The 23,693-nt window shown below is 47.6% G+C and carries 23 protein-coding genes; 19 read left to right on the forward strand and 4 right to left on the reverse strand.

All coding sequences use genetic code 11. The features are described 5' to 3' along the window. Positions 1-10: 10 nt before the first annotated feature. Positions 11-388, forward strand: coding sequence for a flagellar export chaperone FliS (fliS, locus tag M3630_RS15585; RefSeq protein WP_251252674.1), 378 nt, complete (start codon positions 11-13; stop codon positions 386-388). A gap of 7 nt (positions 389-395) precedes the next feature. Next, positions 396-755, forward strand: a complete 360-nt coding sequence (gene fliT, locus M3630_RS15590) for a flagellar protein FliT (RefSeq protein WP_251252675.1) — start codon at positions 396-398, stop codon at positions 753-755. Positions 756-1,023: 268 nt separating this feature from the next. Here the strand turns inward: fliT and M3630_RS15595 are convergent, their stop codons facing one another. Together M3630_RS15595 and M3630_RS15600 are read right to left on the reverse strand one after the other, a co-directional pair. Next, positions 1,024-2,112, reverse strand: coding sequence for a DUF2920 family protein (locus tag M3630_RS15595; RefSeq protein WP_251252676.1), 1,089 nt, complete (start codon positions 2,110-2,112; stop codon positions 1,024-1,026). Positions 2,113-2,169: 57 nt separating this feature from the next. Next, positions 2,170-2,346: a putative motility protein gene (locus M3630_RS15600; RefSeq protein WP_251252677.1), complete on the reverse strand. Its 177-nt coding sequence runs from the start codon at positions 2,344-2,346 to the stop codon at positions 2,170-2,172. Between the two features lie 157 nt (positions 2,347-2,503). Between M3630_RS15600 and M3630_RS15605 the strand changes: the two genes are divergently transcribed. The 5 genes from M3630_RS15605 (at position 2,504) to M3630_RS15625 (ending at position 6,227) form a co-directional block, all read left to right on the forward strand. Further along, positions 2,504-3,313: a motility protein A gene (locus M3630_RS15605; protein WP_047069749.1), complete on the forward strand. Its 810-nt coding sequence runs from the start codon at positions 2,504-2,506 to the stop codon at positions 3,311-3,313. Beyond that, positions 3,306-4,091 carry an OmpA family protein gene (locus M3630_RS15610; protein ID WP_251252678.1) on the forward strand — a complete coding sequence of 262 codons (786 nt, stop codon included), beginning with the start codon at positions 3,306-3,308 and terminating at the stop codon, positions 4,089-4,091. Before M3630_RS15605 ends, M3630_RS15610 begins: the two co-directional genes overlap by 8 nt. A 289-nt stretch (positions 4,092-4,380) precedes the next feature. After that, a complete protein-coding gene (locus M3630_RS15615) occupies positions 4,381-5,184 on the forward strand; it encodes a basic amino acid ABC transporter substrate-binding protein (protein ID WP_221867384.1) in 804 nt (267 codons plus the stop codon). Positions 5,185-5,272: 88 nt separating this feature from the next. After that, a complete protein-coding gene (locus M3630_RS15620; RefSeq protein WP_047069746.1) occupies positions 5,273-5,947 on the forward strand; it encodes an amino acid ABC transporter permease in 675 nt (224 codons plus the stop codon). Between the two features lie 82 nt (positions 5,948-6,029). Beyond that, the gene (locus tag M3630_RS15625) at positions 6,030-6,227 is read left to right on the forward strand and encodes a cold shock domain-containing protein (RefSeq protein WP_047070322.1); all 198 of its coding nucleotides are present in this window, start codon (positions 6,030-6,032) and stop codon (positions 6,225-6,227) included. A 65-nt stretch (positions 6,228-6,292) separates the two neighbouring features. Here M3630_RS15625 and M3630_RS15630 read toward each other — a convergent pair whose 3' ends face one another. Then, positions 6,293-7,345: an HD-GYP domain-containing protein gene (locus M3630_RS15630; RefSeq protein WP_251252679.1), complete on the reverse strand. Its 1,053-nt coding sequence runs from the start codon at positions 7,343-7,345 to the stop codon at positions 6,293-6,295. 209 nt (positions 7,346-7,554) lie between these two features. Between M3630_RS15630 and hpf the strand changes: the two genes are divergently transcribed. The 4 genes from hpf to prfB all read left to right on the forward strand — a co-directional run bounded on the left by hpf (position 7,555) and on the right by prfB (position 12,770). Beyond that, positions 7,555-8,118: a ribosome hibernation-promoting factor, HPF/YfiA family gene (gene hpf, locus M3630_RS15635; RefSeq protein WP_106656821.1), complete on the forward strand. Its 564-nt coding sequence runs from the start codon at positions 7,555-7,557 to the stop codon at positions 8,116-8,118. 198 nt (positions 8,119-8,316) lie between these two features. Beyond that, positions 8,317-10,836, forward strand: a complete 2,520-nt coding sequence (gene secA, locus M3630_RS15640) for a preprotein translocase subunit SecA (RefSeq protein ID WP_251252680.1) — start codon at positions 8,317-8,319, stop codon at positions 10,834-10,836. A 245-nt stretch (positions 10,837-11,081) separates the two neighbouring features. After that, positions 11,082-11,543 carry a hypothetical protein gene (locus M3630_RS15645; protein ID WP_251252681.1) on the forward strand — a complete coding sequence of 154 codons (462 nt, stop codon included), beginning with the start codon at positions 11,082-11,084 and terminating at the stop codon, positions 11,541-11,543. 113 nt (positions 11,544-11,656) lie between these two features. Then, positions 11,657-12,770 (forward strand): peptide chain release factor 2 gene (gene prfB, locus M3630_RS15650; RefSeq protein WP_173612211.1). Its coding sequence is split into 2 segments (ribosomal slippage): positions 11,657-11,737 and positions 11,739-12,770, totalling 1,113 coding nucleotides; the frame shifts between segments, so codons are not numbered across the junction. Here the strand turns inward: prfB and M3630_RS15655 are convergent. Further along, on the reverse strand, positions 12,760-14,196 hold the full coding sequence (locus M3630_RS15655) for a PAS domain-containing sensor histidine kinase (protein WP_251252682.1): 1,437 nt from the start codon (positions 14,194-14,196) through the stop codon (positions 12,760-12,762). The two genes, prfB and M3630_RS15655, sit on opposite strands and share 11 nt — an antisense overlap. Before the next feature lie 143 nt (positions 14,197-14,339). On the opposite strand from M3630_RS15655, the gene M3630_RS15660 reads away from it, so the two are divergent. The 8 genes from M3630_RS15660 (at position 14,340) to argF (ending at position 23,683) form a co-directional block, all read left to right on the forward strand. Next, positions 14,340-14,609: a YciI family protein gene (locus tag M3630_RS15660; protein ID WP_047069739.1), complete on the forward strand. Its 270-nt coding sequence runs from the start codon at positions 14,340-14,342 to the stop codon at positions 14,607-14,609. Between the two features lie 76 nt (positions 14,610-14,685). Continuing rightward, positions 14,686-15,099, forward strand: a complete 414-nt coding sequence (locus M3630_RS15665; protein WP_173612213.1) for a c-type cytochrome — start codon at positions 14,686-14,688, stop codon at positions 15,097-15,099. 136 nt (positions 15,100-15,235) lie between these two features. Beyond that, positions 15,236-16,276 (forward strand): N-acetyl-gamma-glutamyl-phosphate reductase, encoded by a 1,041-nt coding sequence (gene argC, locus M3630_RS15670; protein ID WP_221867387.1) that lies wholly within the window; start codon positions 15,236-15,238, stop codon positions 16,274-16,276. Positions 16,277-16,289: 13 nt separating this feature from the next. Beyond that, positions 16,290-17,135, forward strand: a complete 846-nt coding sequence (gene argB, locus M3630_RS15675) for an acetylglutamate kinase (protein WP_173612215.1) — start codon at positions 16,290-16,292, stop codon at positions 17,133-17,135. Next, on the forward strand, positions 17,098-18,279 hold the full coding sequence (locus M3630_RS15680; protein WP_251252683.1) for an aspartate aminotransferase family protein: 1,182 nt from the start codon (positions 17,098-17,100) through the stop codon (positions 18,277-18,279). Before argB ends, M3630_RS15680 begins: the two co-directional genes overlap by 38 nt. A 146-nt stretch (positions 18,280-18,425) precedes the next feature. Continuing rightward, positions 18,426-19,532 (forward strand): carbamoyl phosphate synthase small subunit, encoded by a 1,107-nt coding sequence (locus M3630_RS15685; protein ID WP_173612217.1) that lies wholly within the window; start codon positions 18,426-18,428, stop codon positions 19,530-19,532. Further along, the gene (gene carB, locus M3630_RS15690; protein ID WP_251252684.1) at positions 19,525-22,767 is read left to right on the forward strand and encodes a carbamoyl-phosphate synthase (glutamine-hydrolyzing) large subunit; all 3,243 of its coding nucleotides are present in this window, start codon (positions 19,525-19,527) and stop codon (positions 22,765-22,767) included. The genes M3630_RS15685 and carB overlap by 8 nt, the downstream gene beginning before the upstream one ends. After that, positions 22,712-23,683 carry an ornithine carbamoyltransferase gene (gene argF / locus M3630_RS15695; protein ID WP_173612219.1) on the forward strand — a complete coding sequence of 324 codons (972 nt, stop codon included), beginning with the start codon at positions 22,712-22,714 and terminating at the stop codon, positions 23,681-23,683. The genes carB and argF overlap by 56 nt, the downstream gene beginning before the upstream one ends. Positions 23,684-23,693 lie beyond the last annotated feature (10 nt).

The raw sequence follows: 23,693 nt of genomic DNA on the forward strand, positions 1-23,693 counted from the left end.
AGTGATGCAGATGTTACAAAATGCTGCTCAGACATACCAATCTAATCAGGTAACGACCGCTACTCCTGCTGATTTGACATTGATGTTATACAATGGGGCACTTAAGTTTATTAAACAAGCCAAAGGCGCAATCGAGGATAAGGATGTAGCAAAAGCACACGAAGCATCTCTCAAAGTGCAAAATATTTTATATGAGCTGATGTCTACCTTGAATAGCGAATATACGATCTCTAAAGACTTCATTAAGCTCTATGAATATATGCTCCACCGTACGATTGAAGCAAATATGCGTAAAGATATAGAGATTCTGAGTGAAGTGGAAAGCTTATTCCTCCAGTTCCGCGATACATGGAAAGAGGCCATGCAGCTCGCGAAATCACAAGGGTAAGGAGCAAATGATGGAAAAGACAATTGAGGAACTCTTGGAACGTTTGCTTAGAGAGACCCTTCGTTTAGAAGAGATCGTGATGCAAGATGACTCGGAGCCAGAAGAGTGGTTGACGATTTTGGATGAGAGGGAAAAGCTTATTGAATTGCTGCAAGATAAAGGGCTGGGGGATAGGTTAACAGAATCCAATCGTCAACTACTCTCGCAAGTGTTTGCCATCAATCAAAGACTGTTTCCACTGATAGAGGGACACAAGCAAGAGATCCAAAAAAAATTGAACAATGTTCAACGTAGCAGGATGGTTACAAATTCTTATCAGGATGCTGGACCAAATGGTTACGGTGCGTTTTTTGACCGGAAAAAGTAGGAACCAGCGTTGCAATCTATGAGGCTTTACGAGGCATTATAAGCTTAAAGGTGCCTAAGCTTTCACAAAAACTAACGTGTATTGAGGGCGACAAGTATTACCTTTATACACGTTTGTTTTATAAAAGTGGTGTCTGTAGAATAATTGATGTCAAAAGAGTAGATCAAGGCTTCCTTCCCGAAAAGATTTTCTTTCTCTCCACCAACGAGTCAAGGGCTTGCTTCGCCTTAAGCCCTTGACTCTGTTGTCTTCGTAAAAGATTATTGAGTTATTTGTATAGTAAGGGAATACCGGAACTGTAATCGAAAAGATAGTTACGAGTTTTCGTTTGTAAATGAATAGGATTTAACTGTAACTCATCAGATTTTTCAAAGGATTTATTTTTCATCACATAATCAAAGAGAGCTAGAAAATCTGCGTCCAAACCATGATTTGTAGATTGAAAGGCGATCCCGTCAAGCCTTTCTTCAGAAATTTCATGGTATGAACAATTCTTTAGTGATTTGCAAAACTGCTGTTTATTAATGTGACTAATTATATTGTCAGTAGTACCATGGAAAGATTGTATCTCACAGAAATTATTAAACTTCTTATAAAGAGTAGGTAAGTGAAGGATTTCTGAATCGTAATCAATTGTAGATGCTGTGTATTTGAAAGTAATGTCTAATAGCATGTTACCAATTTTATGGCGTAAATGGCGTCCTTCATTCAAGTAATCGGGGAATAGCCATGATGAATTATCGATTAATAGATGAAAAAGATTAGGCGCAAATGCATTACATAAATAGCCTAGATAGGCGCCATGAGAGTGGCCATACATAATCGTTTTTTTAGGGTTAAACTTTAAGTTATTATCTTTAAGAATTTGGATGACGTAGCAAATAGCGGTAATGTTATCCAGGGCTTGCATTATTCCCATATCATTAAAATTTTCCTTACTTTCGTTTAGTTTTTCATATGCAGCCACTCCGATATGATATTTGCTTGCTATGTCTAAGAATAGCGATCGATTAAAACCTTCCTTATAGATCATTTTAATTTCATCTGGAGTAAACACCGGTTCCATATCTTGCGGAGTGAGGTTAAATTGTGGTGATTGAGAGCCTTGCATGAACTCATGGCCAAAATAATCACATTGTACTGTAACAAGGTTATATTGATCTGCAAACACTCTCCGCATTTTCTTATAGACATTCGAATTTGTATTACCACCAAATCCTGCTATCAGTAGCAATAAACCGGTTTCCGGATTTACTCCAGCCTCTGGTTCGGAAAAATAGAAATTAAACGTTCTTTCACTATAATTATTGTAGATGTTAGGGTGCGCAGACCAATTCACCTGGTAATCCTTTGCCAAAATGAACACTCCTATTTATAAAAATAAAGAAAGACCGGAATAATCCGGTCTTCAGGCTTAAGCTCTAATATCCAATACCTTCCCCAACGTTGGATGACTTGCCTGAGCCGCTTGAACATTTTGCTGCGTCTTAGCAAAACCCTCCAACATGATGGAAGCTTGCGCTTGCGCAGTCTCCTGCACTTGCTTCGTCAAGCTAATAGTAACAGCTTGCTTTAATTGTACGGCATTCACAGATGATCACCTCTTTACTAGAATTACTTTCTTTATCATTATCGACATTTTCTATACCAAGCTTCACTATAACCATGACTCTATTCTCTCATCTTTTTACCACCATCTGCTATACTTTAAGAACAACTTGTTGAAAAACTAGGAAGGTGAATCACTTTTGTCCACAAAACGCCGCTCACTCGTCTTAATCGGAGCCGTCCTCCTCATCTTCATACACGCGGTCTACCTAAACGGAACCTTATCGGACCTCCTCAACGTAACCGCCATCGAGCTAGTCGCGCTCTCCGTAGTCATGTCCTACGCAGTCAAACGCAAGCATCTCGACTTGAAAAAAATCTGGCGCCTGCTCATCCACGGCCGGCAAAGCAACGTAGAAGAAACAATCAAGCGCTTTTACTATTACGCGCTCGTCCAAAAGGAACAGGGCTATATCGCGCTCGAAAAGGAGCTCCAACAAGAACCCGATTCATTTGTCCAACGCGGATGCTTTCTGGCGATCGAGGGTGTTCCGGAAGAAGAGCTGCGTCTGATCCTGGAGAACGAGCTCAAGGGCGAGCAGTATCGTTACCAACAGTCAGCAGGGTTCTTCCGTCTCATTAGCTTGCTGGCACCAGGGATGGGGTTGGTCGGTACGCTCTTGGGGATGACGGGCGTACTGAAGTCGCTCGAAGACATGGCCTTGACCGGACACAGTCTGAGCGCAGCGGTCGTAGCGACGCTGTATGGCGCGCTCTTGGCGAACTTGTTCGCGCTGCCTTGCTACTACCGTCTGATGGATTTGTACGACCGGGAAATGTTTGAAAAGCGTCTTTTTATCGAAGGTTGTGTTGGTCTCCAGCGCATGGAGACACCACGCTTGTTGTTTGAAAAGCTGAACTCATTCTTGCCAGGTGACCAAAAGCTGGTGCTGATTAAAGAAGCAGGCAGCATGAAGGGCACGATTGAAAGGCAGGACCGCTATGCATGACGAACGGTTATACGACGAAAAAGAGCTAGAAAAAAGCTGGCTGCTTAGCTACAGTGACTTGATTACGCTGTTGTTCGTGATCGTGATTATTATTGCGGCGATGCAGACGAAGAGCATTCAGTCACAAAAGGAAGATGTCCAAAAGGAAAAAGCGAGCTTGAAGCAGGTGCATGAGAGTCTCGACCTGCTCAACCTGCAAAAGCTGGAGTTGCAGCGAGAGGTCTACCAATTGGAGGCTCGCCAGAAGGAGCTCAAGGGCGAAAAAGTAAAAGAAGGCTCCGAAGACACCGTAAACGTTCCGAAGCCGCCAATGGGCATGTCTGACTCGAGTGAGCGCGATATGGAGACGGTACGCAACCAGCTATCCTCCGCTTTGGCTGAGCTGAATCTCGACTACGAGGAGACCGAAGAAGGCTTGCGTATCCGTTTGCCGGAAACGATTTTGTTTACGAGTGGTTCGGCAGACCTACAGGCCCAAGGGAAGCAAGTCGTCGGGACGGTAGCAGGGGTGTTGAAGCGCTTTGAGCACAAGGTGCGAATCGAGGGCTATACAGATGATGTGCCGATCTCGCGCAGTTCCTTCCAATCCAACTGGGAGCTGTCTTCGGCGCGTGCGATCTCTGTCATGCGTGAAATGGTGGATGCAAACTCCTTACCGGCGTCTCGGTTTACTGTGGCTGGCTTGGGTGAATACAAACCGCTTGTGGACAACTCCAACGCGGAGAACCGTGCGAAAAATCGTCGGGTAGAGATCGTGATTTTGGGGGAAAAAGAATAATTCATTATTTTCAGATAAAAGCAGGATTTTTATATGCAGGATAGAACTATATCCCGTATATATGAATCCTGTTTTTTTGCTGCTAGATCCACTTATTCTCCCATTTCGTTCCCCTTACTTTCGTACTAAAGTGGCAGAATATACAGGAAAATAGTTATACCCAGCTTGTGCACAAGGGTATGTGGATAATGTGGATAACTCTGTGGAGAACGCAAAAAATCCGTAATTTCCATGTGGACATTGCTGGGGACAAAATGGGCAGATAGAGAGTCACAAGGGGGATTTCGAAATGCGTATCGGGACAAATTGGTTCAAATCGCTCGCGTTGGTCGTCGGTGTGGGGGTACTCCTCGCAGGCTGTGGATCGGGTGGTCAGCAAACGTCTGGCAGTGGCGGAGCGAGTGGTGGCTCGGGTGACAAGGTGTACGTAGTCGGTACAGATGCGGCATATCCACCGTTCCAAATGCTTGAGGCTGACAAGATTAGTGGCCACGACATCGATGTGATGAACGCGATCGCAGAAGCTGGCGGATTCAAGATTGAGTGGAAAAACACAGGGTGGGACCCGCTTTTTGATGGACTGGACAAAGGGACGGTTGATATTGGGATCTCGTCCATTACGATCACGGAGAAGCGCAAGGAGAAATACGATTTTTCGGACTCATACTTTGAAGCGAATCAACTCATTCTGGTAGCGGAAGATTCTCCAGTGACGAAGCTGGCAGATTTGAAAGGAAAGAAGATCGGGGTTCAAGCTGCGACCACGGGTGAAGAAGTGGTCAAAAAAGCGTTTGGAGATACGTATGAAGGCTTGAAGGGCTATGACGATATGCCATCTTCCGTCGATGACTTCTTTAATGGTCGAGTCGATGCAGTGATTGGCGACAATGGCGTTTTGTCATACTACGTGAATAAAGTAAAAGATAAGAAGTTTAAGCTGATAAAAGATGATTCCTTTGAAAAGGAATTTTACGGAATTATCGTGAAAAAGGGCAATGCCGATGCGATGAACAAAATCAACGACGGATTAAAAAAGATAAAAGAAAATGGAAAGCTGCAGGAAATTTACACCCAGTACTTTGGCAATAAGTAGGCAGCAAAAGGGCCGGGTGCGTCATTCGACGTAGCCGGCGTTTGTTCGCAGCTTGGCTTGCTGACATGAAGAAGGGAGGATTTTGCCATTGGACTGGAGTGTCATCTACGACTACCGTGAACTGTTTATCCGAGGCATTATTAATACGATTTTACTAACGGCAGTGGCTACGGTTTGCGGAACTTTTTTGGGGTTGTTCATCAGCTTGGGCAAAATGTCCTCCAAGCGAATCTTGCGTTGGACCTGTTCAATTTACGTAGAGCTGTTTCGGGGAACTCCGATGCTGGTCCAAATTTTGCTGATTCATTTTGCGGTGATTCCGTCGATTTGGGGTATTCTGTACCCAGGAGCGAGTAGCCCTGAAGCGATTTATTCAGGCTTCGTCGCGCTTTCACTCAATGCGGCTGCCTATATGGCGGAAATCTTTCGAGCTGGTATCCAATCGATTGATCCGGGGCAAATGGAAGCGGCACGATCACTTGGCATGAACAAGGGGCTTGCCATGCGCCAAATTATACTTCCGCAAGCGTTTACGCGAATGCTGCCCGCGATCGGAAATGAGTTTATTGCTCTTTTGAAAGATTCATCCCTTTTGGCAGTAATCGCGACACCGGAATTAAACTATGCAGCCATGAACGTGGCAAAAAGTACATTTGAGCGCTACCCCCCGTATTTAACGGAAGCGGCAGTTTACCTGGTACTTACGCTGTTCTTGTCCCGTGTAGTCGTGAGAGGACTAGAGAAAAAATATTCCACGCGGTAATGCTTGAGTAGAATGATTCGCCTGAATTGGGGAAAGCTAGGCTTGATTTTTATTTTCACAAAAGAAAGGGTTGTGCTGTTTCATGCAAGGCAAAGTAAAATGGTTTAATGCAGAAAAAGGGTTCGGATTTATTGAACGAGAAGACGGTGATGATGTATTTGTCCATTTTTCGGCGATTCAGTCTGATGGATTTCGTTCGTTAGATGAGGGACAGGCTGTAGAATTCGACATTGTGGAAGGGGACCGCGGTCCACAAGCGGCGAACGTCGTGAAGTTATAAACGAAACAATAGCAAAATCCCCCTGGTTCCTTGATCGGACAGGGGGATTCGTTTTTTCCACGTGTTTAACTGATCATTCTTTGAATGCGTAGGGAACGCTGGAGTCTCAGGTCTATAAAATCATTCCCACTACGAACGAGAGGCCGCATAGGCTCATCAGTATGAATCATAACGATTTCGACGTGGTCGCCATTGTTCAAAAGCGCATGGGAGCCGACGTAAAGCAAGATGATGTAATGGATAAAACGAGATACAATCATCGGATTTAATTGGCCTGTACAAGCTGACTCCCACAGAACATTCGCGGCTTCAAAGGGAGAGGTTCCCTTCCGATACACGCGGTCTGTGCATATCGCATCAAATGTGTCTGCGACACTGATGATTTGGCATTCAAAAGGGATGCCATCTTTTTTTTGTCCGAGAGGATATCCACTTCCATCCCAACGTTCGTGGTGCATCAGAGCGCATTGTGCCAGCAAGTCGTCGGCATCGTCCATGGTGCGCAGGAGCTCGTAGCCGTATACGGTATGCTTTTTCATAATCGTATACTCTTCGTCTGTCAGACGTTCTGGCTTGGACAGCACCTCATCGGGAATTTTCATCTTGCCGATGTCATGGAGAAGACCTGCAAGGCCCAAGAAATGAACATCACGTTGCGGCAATCCTATGATTTTTCCGATTAAGGCTGCCACGATACCTACATGCAGGGAGTGGCGATACGTATAACTTTCTGTTCCTTCATTCAAATAAATGAAGCGCAGAAACCTCATGTGATGAAGAACTTGGTCGAGCATCGGATGAACAGCGTCGCTAAATTGTTGCAGTCGGGGAGTATCCCCATTTGCGAGCTGGTTAAATAAATACTCGGTTTTTTGTACGGCTACCATATAGGCCTTTGCAGCCTCTGCCTCACTCCAATGAAGGAGAGGAAAAGGCATTTCGGGTGCTTCCGAGTCAGTCGTAACGTGTACGGCTTCCACTTGATGAGCCTCTAGCAGTCGGATATCACTAAGATGAAGGTTTGCACCAGCGGGTAATAAAAGCAGACCGTATTCATTGTAGACGTCTTGAGCGAGCGTTGTTCCGATAAGTGAATGGGAAGGTTTTACCTCGGCCATGAGGATTCCTCCAGTGCGATGTACGACCGCGATATAAGATAGAATGACTACCTCACCTATTATAGCATAGGGAATCTAGTAAGTATTGGTAAAATAATGTCGGATATTGATGGTTTGTAAAAGATTTGCAAAGATTTTTTTAAGCAGAGTGGAAGGATTATTTACAGAGGTGGCGAATAAGTATGTATAGACGGAAGGAGGTTGGAACCATGAAATTTAACATTCGTGGAGAAAACATTCAAGTCACCGCTGCACTTAGAGAATATGTCGAAAAGAAAGTCGGCCGTCTGGAAAAATATTTTGAAACACCACAGCCTACAGAAGTACAAGTCACCATGCATGTACATCGCGGGGAAGGCACGATCGAGGTAACTATCCCGCTGAGTGGGGTCATTATCCGAGCGGAGGAAACACACGAAGATATGTATGCTGCTATCGACCTGGTAGTAGAAAAGCTGGAACGTCAGATTCGCAAACACAAAACGAAGCTGATGAGGAAGCTTCGAGTGGATTCGACAGGAAGAATCGCACAGCGTGAGAGTCAGCCAGTAGCAGTCATGATCCCTGATGTGGATGAGGAAGATATCGACATAGACATCGATATCGTTCGAACCAAACGCTTCGATCTGAAGCCGATGGATGCACAGGAAGCGGTCATGCAGATGGATATGCTGGGACACAGCTTCTTCGTTTTCCAAAACAGTGACACCAATGACGTCAGTGTGGTATATCGCCGCAATGATGGGCGTTACGGATTGATTGAACCAAAATAACGAAACTTTACACATTCTCATTCGTATAAGACTAGGGAGTTGCTATTGGCAACTCCCTTTACTTGTGTAGAGGATGCTCTATTTGATAAAATATCTTTTTAGAAAGTATTATTTTCGTAGAATCGGTATCCTTTTTTATTATTGGACTCATGCCGGCTTGTGCATTTTTGTTTGGCAGTATATGGAAGGGGTGTCCTCATGCTAGGACTCGTTAAAAAGATATTCGGCGACAGCAATGAACGTGAAGTAAAGAAAATGTTTAAGCGTGTAGAAAGCATCAACGCGCTGGAACCAACGATTAAAGCACTCTCGGATGACCAATTGCGGGAGAAGACAGCTGAGTTTAAGGCGCGCTTGGCAAATGGAGAAGAACTGGACAAAATTTTGAATGAAGCGTTTGCTGTTGTACGTGAAGCATCGATCCGTGTACTGGGCATGCGTCACTTCGACGTCCAAATGATTGGTGGTATGGTGCTTCAGGAAGGCCGTATTTCCGAGATGAAGACGGGTGAAGGTAAAACGCTGGTTGCGACACTGGCGACATACCTGAATGCCCTGATGGGAAAAGGCGTCCACGTCGTTACTGTGAACGAATACTTGGCTGAGCGCGACTCGACTATCATGGGTAAGCTGTATAACTTCCTCGGACTGACAGTCGGCTTGAACAAGAATGGACTGAGCCCTGAAGAAAAACGCGAAGCATACGCGTGTGATATTACGTATGGTACGAACAATGAGTTCGGCTTCGATTACTTGCGTGACAATATGGTTCTGTACAAGGAACAAATGGTGCAACGTCCACTCTTCTTCGCTATCATCGACGAGGTGGACAGCATTTTGATCGACGAAGCACGTACGCCGTTGATCATCTCCGGTTCTGCTAACAAATCGACAGAGCTTTACTATATCTGCTCGCATTTTGTGAAGCGTCTGGAAGAAGAAAAAGATTTCACTATCGATGAGAAGCTGAAAATCGTCAGCCTTACAGATGATGGTGTGAGCAAGGTCGAACAGGCATTCAACATCGACAACCTGTACGATACGGCACATACCACGTTGAACCACCACATTACGGCGGCGTTGAAGGCTCAAGTGTTGTTCAAGCGCGATGTTGATTATGTGGTGCAGGAAGGCGAAGTTGTGATCGTCGACGAGTTCACCGGTCGTCTGATGGTTGGACGTCGTTACAGCGATGGCTTGCATCAAGCGATCGAAGCCAAAGAAGGTCTGCGTGTCCAAAGCGAGAGCATGACACTGGCGACCATTACTTTGCAAAATTACTTCCGTATGTACGAGAAGCTGGCGGGTATGACTGGTACAGCGAAGACGGAAGAAGAAGAGTTCAAAAAGATTTACGGTCTCGATGTTGTGGTTATTCCAACGAATAAGCCAGTACAGCGTATCGATTCACCTGACCTGGTTTTCAAAACAGAGGCAGCCAAATATCGTGCGGTTGTAAACGACATTGTCGAGCGCCATAAAAAGGGCCAACCGATCCTGGTAGGTACCATCTCCATCGAAAACTCGGAGCGCTTGTCCCAAATGCTGAAGCAAAAAGGCGTACCGCATAACGTATTGAACGCGAAGCAGCATGAGCGCGAAGCGGAAATCGTTGCACGTGCAGGTGTGTACGGAGCGGTTACCATTGCCACAAACATGGCAGGTCGCGGTACGGACATTCAGCTTGGCGAAGGTGTTGCGGAGCTGGGCGGTCTTCATATTATCGGTACAGAACGCCACGAGAGCCGTCGGATTGACAATCAGCTACGCGGTCGTGCCGGTCGTCAGGGGGACCCGGGTTCATCCCAGTTCTTCCTCTCGATGCAAGATGAGCTAATGCGTCGTTTCGGTGCGGACAATATCATGAATATGATGGATCGTTTGGGTATGGAAGAGGATATGCCGATCGAGAGCCGCCTGGTGACTCGTGCAGTAGAATCCGCGCAGAAGCGTGTAGAGGGATCGAACTTCGATGCACGTAAAGGCGTTCTCCAGTACGATGACGTCATGAATCAGCAGCGTCTGGTAGTCTACAAACAGCGTAAAGACATTCTGGAACAGGAAAACCTCAGCGAAGTTGCTTTGAATATGATCTATGCAGTGATGGAGCGTGCAGTGACTCTGCATTGTCCAAAAGAAGAGGTACCTGAGGATTGGGATCTGCAAGCATTGGCGGATGCTGCCAATAATGGATTCCTCCATGAAGAAACGATTACGGCTAAAATGCTGAAAGGCAAGGAAGCAGAAGAAATTCTCGAGCTGTTGAAAGCAGAAGTCGATAAGCAGTACAAACAGCGTGAAGAAGAAATCGGTGAATCGATTCGCGAGTTTGAAAAAGTCGTCATTCTGCGTGCTGTCGACAGCAAGTGGATGGATCACATCGATGCGATGGATCAGTTGCGTCAAGGTATTCACTTGCGCGCCTACGCACAAAACGACCCGCTTCGTGAGTACCAGTTCGAAGGATACGAAATGTATCAAGGTATGCTGGCTGCTGTTCAGGAAGAAGTTGCTATGTATATCATGAAGGCTGAAGTCAGCCAAAACCTGGAGCGCCAAGATGTCATTCGCGGTCAAGGAATCGATCCGAGTAGCTTGCAAACCTCCGGACCATCTGATCGTCCAGATCCGGAGACCTCCGGTGATGCTGATCCGAAAAACCGTGCACAGCGTCGCGCTCAGGAGCAAGAACGCAAACGCCAAAACAAGAAACACTAAACAATAACAGAGCATTCTTCTCGTATCGGCAAATTCGGTACGAGGGGAATGTTTTTTTCTTGCCCATTCCTAATGCCTTGACAGTATTCGTCCTGATCTATTCTTCCTCGTCTGATAAAAACAATCTATTTGTCTAACACTGGTAAATGTGATCGAACGATTCAGGTGGTAATTATCTGAAAAATAAATAGAATCGTAAGTACAACACTTTTACCAAAAATTCACGAAGACGGGGGAATGAACAAATGAGAACGTCAGTGAACGTGATGGGGATACAAACAAAAAATATAATGGAGCGCATTGCCGTTACTTTAAAAGCAGTCCTAAAGACAGGAAAAGAAAATAAAAAAGTACAGCTCATTGAAAAGGAGGAGGGAATCGAATTACCGAGAGTCATCTCAGCGCAAAACCCGGTCTTTGAGGACAAGCGACTGATGGAGGAAATTCCGGAGCCGAATTGGAATGAGGCTTTGATCGCACCGCCGAATGGAATGGTGGATCGAACGCGTGAAAGTCCGCTAGCCAAAAAATATCGAAAAACACACAACTGGAAGCGACAAGCTATCATCAAACGAGCATTCCAGCTAAAAGCAAGCGAGGCTCGGCGTACCCATCTCTATCTGGTTGCTGCACCGCAGGCGGAAAATAAACAACCACTTGAAATCCGAGACCTGAGATCCTCGCCATCACCACCAGTGGCAACGTGAAAAAGATAGCGGCAAAGTCCCTTTTCTAAACGTGACAAGCTGCCGTATTTGCGCATCCGTCAAATTACGTTACAATAAAACATAGCTTACGTAAAGAGAAGGTGATTCGCAACATGGCATTAATCGATATTGCGGACATCAAACAAGAGATGTCTAGCATGGCTAAGCGTTTAGCGGATATCAGGGGGTCTCTTTGACCTCCCAGTAAAACAGGAACGAATCGGTGAACTGGAAGAGCGTATGCTGGCACCCGATTTTTGGGATGACAACGATGCAGCGCAGAAGACAATCAGTGAACTGAATGCAATCAAAAGCCTCGTGGAAACGATGGCCAAGCTGGATTCCCAGTACGAGGATCTCCAGGTAATGTTGGAACTCGTCATCGAAGAAGGGGATTCCTCTCTCATTCAAGATCTGTATGACAGTACGCAGGAGCTGCGGAAATCATTTGAGAGCTTTGAGCTGGAATTGCTTTTGAGTGATGAATACGACAAAAACAACGCCATTCTGGAGCTGCATCCGGGAGCGGGCGGTACGGAGTCCCAGGATTGGGCGTCCATGCTTCTGCGTATGTATACACGTTGGGGGGATGCGAAGGGCTTCAAGGTCGAAACATTGGACTATTTGCCTGGCGATGAAGCCGGCGTAAAAAGTGTCACTCTCCTCATTAAGGGCTACAATGCGTATGGCTACCTCAAATCAGAAAAAGGGGTTCATCGTCTTGTGCGGATATCTCCGTTTGATGCCTCTGGACGTCGTCACACATCGTTTGTGTCTTGCAACGTCCTGCCGGAGATCGAAGACGATAATGCGGTAGACATACGTACTGAAGACCTGAAAATCGATACGTATCGTTCCAGTGGTGCGGGTGGTCAGCATATCAACACGACAGACTCCGCTGTACGTATTACTCACTTGCCTTCTGGAATTGTGGTGACGTGTCAAACAGAACGCTCCCAGATTAAAAACCGGGAGCGTGCGATGAAGATGCTGACGGCACGACTGTTTGAGAAAAAACGGGAAGAACAAGAGAAAACGTTGGCTGCTATTCAAGGGGAACAAAAGGATATTGCCTGGGGCAGCCAAATTCGTTCCTATGTCTTCCACCCATACAGTCTGGTAAAAGACCACCGGACGAATATGGAGGTAGGAAACGTTCAAGCAGTCATGGATGGTGAGATTGATTCGTTTATCGATGCTTATCTGCGCGCGCAGATTAATCGTTAAACGAAACAGTAGGTTTCAAGGCTTTTGGTATGGAGATCGATACGGTGGTTCCTTTGCCGACATCGCTTTCGATGTTGATTGTACCGCCGTGATCGCGAATAATTTTTGTGCTTACCATTAACCCGAGGCCAGTTCCTGTTTCTTTAGTGCTATAAAAAAGCTCTCCTAATCGGGGAAGTAGCTCAGCAGGGATACCTTGTCCTTGATCGCTGATTCGGATGATAACATCGGAAGAACGCTCTACAACCTTGATTGTGAGATTTCCACCTAACGGCATGGCTTCCATGCCGTTTTTTATGATGTTTATAAAGACTTGCTTGATTTGATATTCCTCACACAATATGAGGGACGTGACTTGTGGAAAATCAGTAAGAATGGATACATTTTTAAGAAGGGCTTGCGGTTCCAAGAGCTTAATGACAGACGAAAGCAATGGCAAAAGGCCGTTGGGAGCAAATCGCAACGCTTGCGGCTTCGCCATTATCAAAAGCTCACTGGTAATCGAAGTGATCCGGTCGATTTCGGATCGCATAATTTGCAAGTATTGCTGATTGGCGAATTGGTCCCCTTCCATGAGTTGAATAAATCCTTTCAAGGCCGTAAGTGGATTGCGAATTTCATGGGCAATACCCGCGGCAAGCTCTCCTAGAACGGACAGCTTGTCAGAGTAACGAAGCAATTCCTCTGATTGCCGACGTTCTGTAATATCACGTGCCACAAAAACCGTGCTGAGAATATGACCGTTTGAACAAATGTCAGGTGTCCCTTTCACATCGAACAGCAACATTCGACCGTCTGGGTGCAGGTAATGGTACTCGGCATCGAGTGTGATCTTCCGGTTCATCATTTGAGCAAAATCGCTCTTGGCGTTGGTTACTTGCTCAGGATGAACCAAGATCGAAAAATGCTGATTGATCACTTGATCAATCGTGAGACCAGTAACGGCCTGAACAGATGGGGACGCGTAGGTAATAATTCCATCCACATTTACTATAAAAATCAAATCCATAATGTTTTCGGATATTAACCGAAAGTTCTCTTGCATCTGGTGAAGAGCCTCTTCCACTTTCTTTTGCTGCGTGATGTTTTTGGCAATGGAATAGCGACTGATGATTTCGCCGTTTTGAAAAATGGGAAAGCTGGAAGCGATAATGTCCACAACCTGCCCGTTTTTATGTAGCAACTGATAATGCTTATCTTTTCTGATTCCTGCAGAGAGGATTTGTTGTTGTTTCTTATTGTCGAGACCCTCAGTAGAAGCGAGAATTTCCCAAATTTGCATGCGCAGCAATTCCTGAGAGGTGAATCCTACCAATGCTTCACCAGCAGCGTTTACGCCTGTGAATCTGCCCTGCATGTCGAACATGAAAACAGCGTCAGGATTGTTGTGGAAGAGAGATGTATATAACTGTATCTGCGTGTCCATACCTATCCGCCTCTCTGTTGCTACTTGCTACCTTTGAATCGTTCGCTGTAGAAAGGAAAAATCCTACCAGACCAAAGTCCGTATTCATAATTATGTTATACTTCATGAAAGAACAAGGTCATGAAAAAGGAGAGAAACCGTCCATGTTGTATGCCGCATTTTTGCCAATCGTGAATCAAGAGCTGAATGCTCAAGTAAGACCTGCGCATCTTACGTATATCAATGATTTGTACAAGCAAGGAAAAGTGTTCATGGCGGGACCCTTCACAGACAAGCTTGGCGGATTGGTCATTTACAAAGCGGATTCTCTGGAAGAAGCCCGCAAATTGGCTGAGGCTGATCCAGTTGTCGTGGAAGGCGCACGGACGTTGGAGTTACGTGAATGGAGCCCGTTGGAATTTCCTTTATCCTAAATGGCTGTAGTAAGAATGAGAAGTGGTAGTTGGAGGCATACTTAGCGAAGAAATCCGAATAAAGGAGGGAACAGCCTTGAAACGTATTCCACTCGTTTTAACAGCGGCTGTACTCGCATTCTCGCTAAGTGCCTGTGGTACCAGCAAGCAAACACAGCCGCCAGCACAACAACCAGCACAACAGCCATCCCAACAACCAGCGACAGAAACGCCGGCAACTGAAAAACCAGCGACAGAAACTCCTTCGACGACTCCATCCGGCAGCTATGATGCAGCAACTGCAGAAACCACGTTCAAAAATACTTGTTCAGCCTGCCACGGACAGACATTGGAAGGGGCAGTTGGACCGAACTTGCAAAAGATCGGTAGCGAGTTGAGCAAGGAACAGATATTGGCTATTTTGGAAAAAGGAAAAGGAGCAATGCCTCCGGGTCTCGTCAAAGGAAAAGATGCAGAAAACATCGCTGCATGGTTAGCGGACAAAAAATAAACAAGGCAACAAACAAGCGCTCGAGCAATTGGGCGCTTTTTTCTTTGGGCGTAAAAAAGTTTTTCTGTTGTATTCTATATGGATTTTTATTATTATTCATGTATAAAAATACAGAATAGGATAAAGGGGAGAGAGCATGGTTCGGGTCGGGATTGTTGGAGCAACGGGGTATGGTGGCGCGGAGTTGATCCGTCTTTTGGCTGGGCATCCGCATGTGGAGATTGCCAATTTGTATTCAAGTTCATCAGAAGGAGATAGCTTGGAAAAATCGTTTCCGCATGCAGCTGGGCTCGGCTTGCCCACATTGTCACCAATTGATGCAGACAGCATGAGCGGTGTGAACGATTTGATCTTCCTCGCTACGCCTGCGGGAGTAAGTAGCAGGCTGTCTCCGAAGCTGGTCGAAAAAGGCGTAAAGGTCATTGATTTATCCGGGGATTTTCGTCTGGAAAACGGTGCGGTCTACCAAACGTGGTACAAACATGAGCCTGCCCCTTCTCAATGGGTAGAAACAGCGGTTTACGGTTTAACCGAGTGGAATCAAGAGCAAGTGGCGGGTGCCAGTCTCATAGCAAATCCAGGCTGCTATCCCACTGCTACGCTCCTCGCCCTGCTTCCGCTGGTAAAGACAGGCTGGGTACAGCCTAACAGTTGGATCGTCGATGCCAAATCAGGTGTTTCCGGCGCTGGGCGTGGAGTATCGCTCGGTGTTCATTACAGCGAGATTAATGAAAGCATCCATGCTTATAAAGTTGCGAGTCATCAGCATACACCAGAGATTGAACAGGAGCTGCAAAAACAGAGCGGGGAAGAGACGCTTGTTCAATTTACGCCACATCTGGTTCCAATGACCCGAGGGATTTTAGTCACGGCTTACGGACAACTAACAACTGACGTCACCCAAGCGCAAATCCAGGAGCTATACGAAGCTGCTTATGCGGGTAAGCCTTTTGTGCGTGTACGTCCTGCAGGCAGTCATCCACGTACCAAAGAAGTTTATGGCTCCAATTACTGCGATATCGCCATCCATGTTGATCAGCGCACGAAGCGTGTCATCTTGCTGTCGGTAATCGATAACATGATGAAGGGCGCGGCTGGTCAAGCTGTACAAAACATGAATGTTATGTTTGATTTGCCTGAGAAAACGGGCTTGCCGCTCGTACCTGTATACCCGTAGAGGAGGAGAGCGGATGCAAGGAATTGTTGTGATCAAATGTGGTGGAAGTACCATGGATCAGTTGCCTGACTCCTTCTTTCAGGCCATTGCCGGACTGCAGGCGCAAGGAAAAGAGATCGTCATCGTCCATGGAGGCGGACCTGCCATTAACAGTATGCTCGATCGAGTTCAGATCACTCCGCAATTTGTCGATGGGCTGCGTGTTACTTGCGAGGACACGCTGCGTGTCGTAGAGATGGTTTTATGCGGCAGCATCAACAAGGCGCTGGTAAAAAGGCTGACGCAGGCAGGAGCCAAGGCTTGGGGAGTTAGTGGAATCGATGGTCAGACCCTTTTGGCAACAAAAACGTCAAAGCCACTCGGGTGGGTAGGAGAAATCAAGAAGGCTGATACGACTATTCCGAAAACGATTCTTGAGAGGGGCTACGTTCCGGTGATTGCTCCCCTTTCTGTTAGTGAAGATGGCACAGAGACATATAACGTCAATGCGGATGTAGCCGCAGGAGCGATTGCAGCAGCACTTAGCGCCGAAAAACTGATCATGGTGACAGATGTTCCGGGCATTATGCAGCCACAGCCAGACGGAACCAAGGCAGTAGTGCCAGCTACAAGTGCAGAAGAGATACAGGAAATGATTCGGACAGAGATTATTACTGGGGGAATGATTCCGAAGGTTCAGGCAGCTCTCGACGCTCTCGGACAGGGCGTAGAGCAGGTTGTCATCTGCCGGGGAACCGCTGAAGATTTGCTCGGTGTTTGTGCCGGGGAGGCAGTCGGGACAACAGTCCGTATGAAAATGCTCAATGAGGAGGGAAATGAATATGCATACAACAACAGCTCCTGTGCATCTCATGAATAACTATGCGAGATGGCCAATCAGTTTGGTAAAAGGACAAGGAAACCAGGTGTGGGATGATCAAGGCAAGCAATATCTCGATTTTACCTCAGGAATTGCCGTGACCTCGTTAGGGCATGTCCCGCCAAAAGTAACGGCAAAGCTGCACGAACAGCTCGATACGTTGTGGCATTGCTCGAATCTGGTGCATGTTCCTCAGCAAGAGATTTTGGCAGAAAAGCTGAGCCGTCTGTCTGGGCTGGATCAGGCTTTTTTCTGCAACAGTGGAGCAGAGGCGAATGAAGGCTTGATCAAGCTCGCCCGTCGCTATGCACAAAAAATAAAAGGGACCGACCGTTACGAAATCATCAGCTTTAAACAGTCTTTTCATGGGCGGACGTTGGCTACCCTGACGGCTACTGGACAGGAAAAGGTGAAGGACGGATTCGGACCACTGCCGCAGGGATTTGTCAGCGTTCCTTACAACGACCTTGATGCGGTCAAGTCAGCCATTACAGACAAGACATGCGCGATCATGCTGGAGCTGGTTCAGGGAGAAGGCGGCGTTCATCCAGCAGAAGAGGCGTGGGTGAAGGGGCTGCGTGAATTGTGCGATGCGCACGGATTGCTCCTGCTAATCGATGAGATACAGACCGGGATTGGCCGCACGGGTACATGGTTTGCCTTCCAGCACTATGACATGAAGCCAGATGCGATTTCATTAGCAAAAGGCTTGGGAAGTGGTTTCCCGATTGGAGCGGTCGTCGCGACCAAAGAAGCAGCAGAAGCGTTTGCTCCTGGTACGCATGGCACTACTTTTGGCGGGAATCCATTGGCAGCAACTGCTGGAATCGCTACGCTCGCGACGATGGAAGAGGAGCAGATTTTGGAGCGGGTAGCCCATATCCATGGCGTATTGATCAAAGAGCTGGAGAAACTCAAGGCAGAGCATCCAGACAAAGTGGTTACGGTTCGGGGAAAAGGGCTGCTTCTCGGTGTGGAGCTAACGATTCCTGCTGGTGAGCCAGTCGCGTATGCACGGGAGAAAGGTGTCATTCTGCTGATGGCTGGCCCACAAGTAGTGAGACTCTTGCCTTCGTTTGTAACGACTGACGATGAAGTAAAGCAGGCCATTACTGTATTAAGCGAGGCGTTGTCGCAGGTTTAGATGAAAAACAAAGAATGCAACGAGTGGAAGTGGTCAAAAAACTCGTTGCATTTTTATAATCCAAAATGTATATTAATACAAAAGGTTGCATAAATTTTCGGTAAGAGCGATCAGCCGGTGCCTATTGGAGAGGAGTGGCTTTATAGATGGATAGAGAGAATCAATCGTTAGGAACAGGATATTTAACGCTGGAGAGCGGCGAGGTTTTTACAGGGAAGCTGTATGGCGCCCCCATTAACGGATTCGGAGAAGTGGTTTTTCATACAGGAATGACGGGATACCAAGAGGTGATGACAGATCCCTCTTTTGCTGGGCAAATTGTTACCTTCACGTATCCCTTGATCGGAAACTACGGGATCAACGAAAAGGATTATGAGGCAGCCAAGCCAGCGTTGACAGGGATGATTGTCAGCGAGCTATGCACGGAGCCAAGCCATTACGAATCAAACATGACTTTGGCCCAAGCCGCAGAAGCATTTGGCTTCCCGATCCTTGCAGGGATTGATACGCGAACGATTACAAAGCGTGTCCGTCAAGACGGTACCGTATTCGGTGTCATTTCCGATCAGCCTATGCAGGTAGAGGAAGTGGTGTCACTGCGCTACAAGCACGCCAAGAAATCATTAGTTGCCAACGTATCCAGACAACAAGTGGAGCGTTATCCGGGAACAGGCGAGCATGTTGTCTTGATTGACCTCGGCATGAAGCAATCGATTTTGGATGCCCTTCTACAGCAGGGCTGCCGTGTTACAGTCGTTCCATTTGATACGAGTTTTGCTCAAATCAATGCTCTCGCACCAGACGGCTTGTTGTTTTCCAATGGGCCTGGCGATCCGGAGCACTTGCTTGCGTATTGCAGTGAATGGCGCAAAGCCGTGGAGCAGTACCCGACGTTGGGCATTTGTTTGGGGCATCAAGTATTGGCGCTGATGTACGGCGGCAAGACAGAAAAGCTCGCATACGGTCACCGCGGCAGCAATCATCCGGTCAAGGATCTGATGACTGGCAAAGTATATATGAGTTCACAAAATCACGGGTACGTGGTCAAGGAAGAGTCTTTGGATAAACGTCAATTAACGGTTTCCTACCGCAATGTCAATGACGGTTCAGTCGAAGGAATGCGTCACGTTAGTTTGCCTGTTTTCAGTGTGCAGTTCCATCCGGAGGCACATCCGGGCCCGAGTGATACATCCCACATTTTCCACCAATTCTTGCAGTCGATGCGCGTAGTAGGAGCGAAGAGATATGCCTAAATTGCCAAACATTCATAAAGTATTGGTCATCGGTTCTGGTCCGATCGTCATCGGGCAGGCAGCGGAGTTTGATTATGCAGGTGCACAGGCTTGCCTTTCCCTAAAAGAAGCCGGCGTGCAGGTCGTGCTGGTGAATAACAATCCGGCAACGATCATGACAGACGAACAAGTAGCGGACAAAGTATATTTGGAGCCGCTCACGGTGGAATCCGTGACAGCTATTATCGCAAAAGAGCGTCCCGATGGTCTCTTGCCTACGTTAGGCGGCCAAACGGGACTTAATCTTGCTGTTTCGCTGGCAGAAGCGGGGGTGCTGGAAAAGTACAGCGTCCAACTGTTGGGTACGCCGTTGGCTGCCATTCAAAACGGGGAAGACCGTGAGCTGTTCAAGCAATTGATGCAACAAATCGGAGAGCCTGTTCCAGAGAGCGATACAGTCGAATCTGTAGAAGCAGCCATCGAGTTTGCGAATACAATCGGCTATCCCGTGATTGTGCGCCCTGCTTATACGCTCGGAGGAGCAGGTGGCGGGATCGCGGGGGATGAAGCGTCCTTGCGAAAGGTTGCAGCAGGTGGTATTGCGGCTAGTCCAATCGGTCAGGTACTGATTGAGCGCAGTGTAAAAGGCTGGAAGGAAATCGAATACGAGGTCATGCGGGACGCAAATGATACCTGCATAATCGTGTGCAATATGGAAAATTTGGACCCGGTAGGTATTCATACGGGAGACAGTATTGTCGTTGCGCCTTCTCAGACCCTGACAGATCGTCAGTACCAAATGCTGCGCAGCGTATCAACGAAAGTGATTCGTTCGCTTGGGGTAGTGGGCGGTTGCAATATTCAATTTGCGCTCGATCCGAATTCCGATCGGTATGTGCTGATCGAGGTAAATCCTCGTGTAAGCCGTTCAAGTGCGTTGGCTTCCAAAGCAACCGGCTATCCAATCGCGCGGATCGCCGCCAAACTCGCATTGGGCTACGGGCTGGATGAGGTGTTAAATCCAATCACGGGCTATACGTACGCTAGCTTTGAACCAGCGTTGGACTACATCGTGGTCAAAATTCCACGCTTCCCGTTTGACAAATTCCCGCTGGCAGACCGCAAGCTGGGGACGCAAATGAAAGCGACTGGCGAGGTCATGTCGATCGCCCGCAATCTGGAAGCAGGGCTTTTGAAGGCAGTCCGCTCCCTGGAACAGGGCTGCACACATTTGACTCGACCAGAGCTGGCATCCTGGACGCGCGAGGAGCTTGCCCATTCCTTGCAGGAAGCGACTGATATCAGACTATTTGTTTTTGCTGAGGCGATCCGCAAAGGCTTTACAGAAAGTGAGCTGCATAATCTGACTGGTGTCGATCCGTTTTTCTTGCGGAGCTTGCGTAAAATCGTGGACTTGGAAGTAGAGCTGTCTTGCCACGATAGCAAAACATTGACCCCAGAGCTGTTGTTGGAAGCAAAGCGTCGCGGGTTTGCCGATGAAACCATCGCTTCACTGGTTGGCGCTACACCTGCCGAAATCAAATCACTTCGTCAAGAATCTGGCATTACGCCTACTTATAAAATTGTGGATACTTGTGCGGCAGAATTTGATGCCCAAACCCCTTACTACTATTCGGATTGGCAAGGAGTAGATGAGGTTGAGTCACTGTCTGGCCGCAAAGTACTGGTCCTTGGCTCAGGTCCCATTCGAATTGGTCAGGGAATCGAGTTTGACTATTGCTCCGTGCATGCAGCCAAAGCGCTTCAGGCAAGGGGTATTGCGGCAGTCGTTGTGAACAACAACCCAGAGACGGTCAGCACTGACTATGAAACAGCCGACCATCTGTATTTTGAACCGCTTCACGTAGAAGACGTGCTCCATATCGCAGAGCGCGAACAGGTAGAGGGCGTCATGGTTCAGTTCGGTGGTCAAACCGCGATCAATTTGGCAGCCAAGCTGGAGCATGCGGGGCTGAAAGTAATGGGGACATCGCTTACAGCCATCGAACGCGCGGAGGACCGCGAGCTGTTCTACGCCATGCTGCGCAAGCTGGACATTCCGCATATCCCCGGAAAAGGAGTATCGTCCTTGGAGGATGCAACCGCGATCGCGGAGGAAATCGGCTTCCCTGTTTTGATGCGACCTTCGTATGTCATCGGCGGGCAAGGTATGGTCGTTGTCCACAATATCGACGAGCTGCAGGCTACCATTCACGACTGGTTGAGCCATCCGGACATGAGCATGTTTTTCCCACTCCTCGTGGATAAATACGTTCCAGGCAAGGAAGCAGAAGTAGATGCGGTATGCGACGGACATTCTGTCATCATCCCAGGGATCTTCCAGCATGTGGAGAGAGCGGGTATCCACTCAGGCGACAGTGTAGCCTTGTTCCCGGCTCCTCAGCTGACGGATGACATCAAGCAAAAAATCGCGAGCTATACAGAAGCAATCGCGAAGGAAATGGAAGCGGTCGGGTTAATCAATATTCAGTTCGTCATTGATGGCGAAACGGTTTATGTACTGGAGGTAAATCCTCGTGCTTCACGGACAGTACCGATTACGAGCAAAGTGACTGGTATCCCGATGGTTCAATTGGCGGTTCGTGCACAATTGGGTGAGAAGCTGTCGGAGATGGGCTACGGTACAGGGCTTTTGCCAGAGATTCCGTTTGCCGTCGTCAAGGCGCCAGTTTTCTCCACGATCAAGTTGAACGGCGTAGACCCGGTACTAGGTCCAGATATGAAATCGACGGGCGAAGTTCTCGGCTTGGGTCATTCTTTTGAAGAGGCTGCAGGCAAAGCCTTTGCTTTCAAAGACAATTTGTACGGCGACTGGCAAAAAGGTCAGTTGGTCATGATTTCTTTGGCAGATGGAGATAAGCAGGGCGGCGTGAGAGAGTCAATCGGACAAATACAAGATGACGGTGCCAATCTGGCGGCGACTCCGGGAACGGCCGAGTGGCTGAAAAACGAAGGAATTGTCGTGAAGCATATCGTTGCAGATGAAGCAGCGTGGATCGATCTGTTGCAAGAGGAACAAGCGGCCTTTGCACTCGTTACTGCGACGAAAGGCAATCGTCATGGCCGGACCGGATTTGCTCTGCGAAGCCGGATGGTACAACAAGGTGTGCCATTGTTCTCCGCTGTCGATACGTTCGAGTTATACGTGAAGTCTATTATGAAGAAAAGAGGTGGCTCGCATGCAGCCAGTGAAGATATTGGAACACTTTCAAAACTTGCCGTTACAAAAGCATAAAGGAAAAGATTTCTTGCGCGTCGATGAATTCAATGGAGAAGAATTGATGGAGCTGCTCCATCTGTCTGCTCACGTCAAGCAATTGCAAAAGCTGGGACAGCCATTCCAGCCTTTGCAAGGCAAGACGTTGGGGATGATCTTTGACAAGGCTTCAACCCGCACCCGCGTCTCCTTTGAAGTAGGGATGCATCAGTTGGGCGGCTTGGGAATGTTCATGAGCGGAAAAGAGCTCCAGCTCGGACGTGGGGAGCCGATCAGCGACACAGCAAAAGTTCTCTCTCGGTACGTGGATGCCATCATGATTCGCACCTTTTCCCACTCCTATGTAGAAGAGCTTGCCGAGCACGCGTCGATCCCTATTATCAATGGCTTGACCGATCTGTACCATCCTTGTCAGGCTTTGGCTGATCTGCTGACGATCTGGGAACATAAAGGCAAGCTGAAAGGAGTCAAGCTCGCTTATGTAGGAGACGGCAACAACGTGGCGAATTCACTGGTGCTGGGCGCAGCTCTGCTAGGTCTGGATGTGCGGGTAGCAACTCCGGTAGGCTACGAAATGGATGCAACCATTGTCGCAAAAGCTACGGGGTACGCGAAACAAAGCGGTGGAAAAATGATGGTGACCACCGATCCGATAGAGGCTGTCATGGGGGCAGATGCTGTATACACGGACGTTTGGACTAGTATGGGTTTTGAAGAAGAAAATGAGGTACGATTGAAAGCATTTGCCGACTATCAAGTGAATGAAAAATTGGTAGCAGCGGCAGATCGTGATTATCTCTTCTTGCACTGCTTGCCGGCACATCGTGGGGAGGAAGTGACGACCGGGGTTATCGACGGATCGCGCTCTGTCATTTTTGATCAGGCTGAAAATAGATTGCACGCACAAAAGGCGATTTTGGCGGCGCTGGTGTGAACATAGTTCT

Source organism: Brevibacillus sp. MER 51, from assembly GCF_023714195.1.
Lineage (GTDB): Bacteria > Bacillota > Bacilli > Brevibacillales > Brevibacillaceae > Brevibacillus.

Coding starts and splice junctions, on each gene's coding strand:
- argF (WP_173612219.1), top strand. CDS start 22,712: ATGCAGCCAGTGAAGATATTGGAACACTTTCAAAACTTGCCGTTACAA.
- secA (WP_251252680.1), top strand. CDS start 8,317: ATGCTAGGACTCGTTAAAAAGATATTCGGCGACAGCAATGAACGTGAA.
- fliT (WP_251252675.1), top strand. CDS start 396: ATGATGGAAAAGACAATTGAGGAACTCTTGGAACGTTTGCTTAGAGAG.
- M3630_RS15615 (WP_221867384.1), top strand. CDS start 4,381: ATGCGTATCGGGACAAATTGGTTCAAATCGCTCGCGTTGGTCGTCGGT.
- M3630_RS15630 (WP_251252679.1), bottom strand. CDS start 7,345: ATGGCCGAGGTAAAACCTTCCCATTCACTTATCGGAACAACGCTCGCT.
- carB (WP_251252684.1), top strand. CDS start 19,525: ATGCCTAAATTGCCAAACATTCATAAAGTATTGGTCATCGGTTCTGGT.
- argC (WP_221867387.1), top strand. CDS start 15,236: ATGGTTCGGGTCGGGATTGTTGGAGCAACGGGGTATGGTGGCGCGGAG.
- M3630_RS15685 (WP_173612217.1), top strand. CDS start 18,426: ATGGATAGAGAGAATCAATCGTTAGGAACAGGATATTTAACGCTGGAG.
- M3630_RS15610 (WP_251252678.1), top strand. CDS start 3,306: ATGCATGACGAACGGTTATACGACGAAAAAGAGCTAGAAAAAAGCTGG.
- M3630_RS15645 (WP_251252681.1), top strand. CDS start 11,082: ATGAGAACGTCAGTGAACGTGATGGGGATACAAACAAAAAATATAATG.
- M3630_RS15655 (WP_251252682.1), bottom strand. CDS start 14,196: ATGGACACGCAGATACAGTTATATACATCTCTCTTCCACAACAATCCT.
- hpf (WP_106656821.1), top strand. CDS start 7,555: ATGAAATTTAACATTCGTGGAGAAAACATTCAAGTCACCGCTGCACTT.
- M3630_RS15660 (WP_047069739.1), top strand. CDS start 14,340: ATGTTGTATGCCGCATTTTTGCCAATCGTGAATCAAGAGCTGAATGCT.
- argB (WP_173612215.1), top strand. CDS start 16,290: ATGCAAGGAATTGTTGTGATCAAATGTGGTGGAAGTACCATGGATCAG.
- M3630_RS15680 (WP_251252683.1), top strand. CDS start 17,098: ATGCATACAACAACAGCTCCTGTGCATCTCATGAATAACTATGCGAGA.
- fliS (WP_251252674.1), top strand. CDS start 11: ATGTTACAAAATGCTGCTCAGACATACCAATCTAATCAGGTAACGACC.
- M3630_RS15625 (WP_047070322.1), top strand. CDS start 6,030: ATGCAAGGCAAAGTAAAATGGTTTAATGCAGAAAAAGGGTTCGGATTT.